At 66.8% G+C, this 4,310-nt stretch carries 2 protein-coding genes; both read left to right on the forward strand.

From position 1 onward, the window contains the following. Positions 1 to 156: 156 nt before the first annotated feature. The gene (locus VJS38_RS03075; protein WP_324086686.1) at positions 157 to 1,929 is read left to right on the forward strand and encodes an AMP-binding protein; all 1,773 of its coding nucleotides are present in this window, start codon (positions 157 to 159) and stop codon (positions 1,927 to 1,929) included. Between the two features lie 266 nt (positions 1,930 to 2,195). After that, positions 2,196 to 4,310 (forward strand): TonB-dependent receptor (locus VJS38_RS03080; protein WP_324086687.1); only part of this gene is annotated, 2,115 nt, incomplete at its 3' end.

The raw sequence follows: 4,310 nt of genomic DNA on the forward strand, positions 1-4,310 counted from the left end.
GTCGACGAAGCCCCCGCCCGGACCCTGGCGGCATGAGCGGAATCCCTGGCGGGATCATTCCGGAATAGGTGGCGGCATCAAATCGGAATGGGTGGCGGCATCATTCCGGAACGGGTGGCAGGATCAGGTCGGAATCCGCAGGAAGGATCCGCGCCGTTGTGCGCCGCAAGGCTGAACGTCACCGCCACGCACCGCGATGACGGAACAATCCTGCTCCAGAGCGAGGGCGAGCTTCCCGAGACCACCTCCACAATTCCTCAACGCCTGTCGCACTGGGCGCGCGAGACGCCCGATGCGCCGTTCCTTTCCGAAACGGACCGGCTGATCACCTATGCCCAGGCCGAGGCCGCGCGCCGGCGGCTGTCGGCCGGGCTCGCGGCGCTGCGATTGCCGCCGGATCGGCCTTTGATGATCCTCGGCGAGAACGGGATCGATCATGCGCTCCTGATGCTCGCCGCGACCGCGATCGGGATCCCGGTCGCCGTGGTCTCGCCGGCCTATGCTGCGGCGAGCTCGGCGCCTTGGGACAAGCTGGGGCGGGTGGTTGGAGGACTCGATCCCGCCTGCCTGTTCGCCGACGACGCCCCGGCCGCCGAAGAAATTCTGGCGGCTGTGGGCCACGCCGTTCCCGTTCGGCCGCTCCGGGACCTGGCCTGGCTGGAAGCGGCGGCCCCGGTGGATCCGGTGGTCTTGGCGGCCGCAGAGGCCGCTGTTGCTCCGGACACCGTGGCGAAACTGCTGTTCACCTCGGGTTCGACCGGTTCGCCCAAGGCGGTCGTCAACACCCAGCGGATGATGGTCTCGAACATGGCGGCGTTGGCGATGGTGTGGCCGTTCCTGAACGAGGCCCCGCCTGTGCTCGTCGACTGGCTGCCCTGGAACCACACGTTCGGCGGCAATTGCTGTTTCAACATCGCGCTCTGGTTCGGCGGCCACCTTCACGTCGACCGCGGCCGGCCCACGGCGACTTCGATCGGACGCAGCGTGGAAGCCATACGGCGCTATCGGCCGACACTCTACTTCAATGTACCGATCGGGTACGAGGTGCTGCTTCCGATTCTCGAGCGTGACGCCGACTTCGCCGCGGATTTCCTGGGCCGCTTGAAGTTTATCTTCAACGCGGGCGCGCCCATGCCCGCTTCCTTGCGTGCGCGCTTGGAAGCGGTGTCGCGCGCGGCGACAGGCCGGCGGGCCAATGTCGTCGGCGGCTGGGGGGCTACCGAGACCGCCCCTTTCTCCACCGTCCTTTGCTTCCCGACGGAGCACGCCGCCAATCTTGGCGCGCCGATTCCCGGCACGACCATCAAGTTGGTCCCCGACGGCGGCCGCTATGAGCTGCGGGTCCGGGGGCCGAACGTGACGCCTGGCTACTGGAAAGATCCCGCCGCCACCGCAGCCGCCTTCGACGACGAGGGGTTTTACAGGATCGGCGATGCAGGCAAGTTTGCAGATCCGAACCAGCCCGCCGCAGGCATCGTGTTCGACGGCCGCGTGGCGGAGAACTTCAAGCTGGCCTCCGGCACCTTCGTCAATGTCGGCGCGCTTCGGCTGGCGGTGATCAGCGCGTCCGAAAAGCTCGTCTCGGACGCTGTGATCGCGGGTGAGGGCCGATGCGAGCTGGGCCTGCTGCTCTTCACCAGTGAAACGGCGTGTCGAACGTTTCTCGGCCAGGCCGTCTGCGCCGAATTGGGCGGCGCGCCCGCTGGAACCCACCCCGCCGTGATCGAACGCCTGACCACCTTGCTGCGCGCCTACAATGCGACCGCGACGGGCTCGAGCACCCGGATCGCCCGCTTCCTCGTCCTCGATGAGCCTCCGAGCGCGGCGCATGATGAGATCACCGACAAGGGCTACATCAACCAGCGCCGGGTGCTCGCCCGCCGCGGTGTCCTGGTCGACCAGCTGTTCGAGGCGGGGCACGTCGTGTGACTGAGTCGGCTCCGAGCTTAAGCGACCCGCGGTGTTCCCAGTGGCGGTGGACGCCAAGCCTGAGGTGGTGCGGCTGAAAAAGCGGTAGCTGCCCCGGGACTTCCGAGTCATAGCTTGACCAGGCGTCACGAAGAGCGCCCAAAAAATTTCAGGGGGAGGTCGCTACCGTGCGAAGGGAGCGCGGGTGGCTTTGGGCGACCTTTTTTTGGGCCGCCCTGAGCAGTTCCGCCGTCGCGGGAGAACCATCGCGGCTGGCGGCCGCGCGCTTGATCACGGCAGGCCCCACCTTCGACATCCCCCCGCAGGGGCTGGATACGGCGTTGCTCGCCTTCTCTCAGCAGTCGCGGATCCAGGTCCTGTCCGCGACGGCGGCCCTCTCCAAGAAGACCTCCGCGGGCGTGCGCGGTTCGCTGGTTCCCGACGAGGCGTTGCGGCGACTGCTCTTGGGAAGCGGTCTCTCCTACCTTCGCCCCGACTCAGGAACGGTCGTGATCGTCGTGATCGAGTACAAGGGCCCGGAGCGGCGCGACACGGAGGATGCTGCCCGCCGGCCTGACCCAGACGCGGAACGCCACGCGCAGGTCCCTTTGGAGGAGGTCGTCGTCACGGCCACCCGAAGGCCGGACGTCCTGAACCGCGTTCCTCTCAGCATCAGCGCCAAGACGCAGCGCATGCTCGATCAGCAGGGGATCCGCACGCTCGGCGATTTGATGGGGCCGATCCCGGCCATGGCGGTGAGCCAAACCCAGCCCGGCGTGGCTTTCGTCTCAATCCGCGGCATCCAGAACAATGGCGCCGGCGCATCGACGACCGGATTTTACCTCGACGACACGCCGCTGACCAAACGCGGGGCTCTGGGATGTTGCACGGCCAACGGCACGCCGCTGCCCGCGCTGTTCGACCTCGAACGCATCGAGGTTCTGCGCGGCCCGCAAGGCACCTTGTTCGGCAGCGGATCGCAGGGCGGGGCGATCCGGTTCATCACGCCCCAGCCGGGCTTCAGCGAGGTTACGCTCGCAGTCAGGGCCGAGGTCTCGCAGATGTGGGATGGCGAGCTCAGCCACGAAGCGGGCGTCGTCTTGGGGACTCCCATCGTGCGCGACAGGCTGGGTGTCCGTCTGACTTATTTCGAGCGCCGTTCCGGCGGCTGGCTCGACTACCGCAATCGCCAGAACAACGCTCTCGAACATCGGAACGCGAACGACGACCGGCTGCGGTTGTTCCGGGGGATCGCGGCTTGGCGACCCGTCGACGATGCGCGCATCACCGTGTCCTGGTTCAGCTCGAACGACGCCGCGGCCAGTCGAACGAACGCCTACACCCGTTCGACCCAAGGGCCGATCCTGGAGCCGGAGGCATGCTATGACGCAGCCGGTCGTCTCCTGCCCAGCTGTGCGGGCTCCGATGTCAGCTACCGGCGGCCGGCTCTGACGCTTCCGGCGCTGCCGGATCTCGGTCGTCACACTACGGTGGATCCAGCGCCCGCGCCGTCCGATACGCGGATGGACGTGGGCGCGCTGACCTTGGACTACAAGCTCGGCTCGGTGCACCTCCGCTCGATCACTTCCTACGTCGAGGACGTCAGCCGCATAACGCAACCGGGCGGCGGGAGCCAAAACCGGATCCGCGCGACCAGCCAGAACTATGAGGGCTTCAGCTTCGACGCCATGTCTTTCTATGCCGGTCTGGCGGATCTGCCGCAGGCATACACCTACGGCACGATGTCGGTGGAGAACCGTAGGTACGGCTTTACGCAAGAACTTCGCGCGACCTCAGGGAATCCCGCGCAACGTCTGGGTTGGGTGGCGGGAGCCTATTACGCCAATCACCGCACCACCCAGGCCTACGATCTCTACTACCCCGATTTCGACCTTCTGGTGCGAAGCCTGACCGGGATCAGCGCCCTCCAGCGGTACGGCGTGCCCATGTTCATGTACCACGGTCAGCCGATCGGCTGGAGCGCCAAGTACCAGACCATAAAGGACACCGAGTTCGCCGCCTTCGGGGAGGCGAACTACCGGTTCACCGAGCGCTTGACCGGCATCGTCGGCGTTCGAGTGTCGCGATTGGGGGTGCGCTACTTCGAGGTCCACTACGGCCCGGCGTCGGGAGGGAACGATCCGGCGAAAGTGCCGGGCGGGATCACGGGGCCGGAAAACCATACCGAGTCGGCGGTGGCTCCGAAGGTCAGCGTCCAATACCAGTTCACCGACAACGACATGGCCTACGCCACCGTCTCCAAGGGGTTCCGGGCGGGCGGGGTGAACGCCTCGATCCCGGAGACGCTCTGCGGGGCCACCCTGGCCCGCTACGGCGAGACCGTCCTGACGGTGCCCAAGACCTACAAGTCGGACACGGTCTGGAGCTACGAAGCCGGCGCC

Source organism: Phenylobacterium sp., assembly GCF_035276905.1.
In the GTDB taxonomy this organism is placed as follows: Bacteria; Pseudomonadota; Alphaproteobacteria; order Caulobacterales; family Caulobacteraceae; genus Phenylobacterium.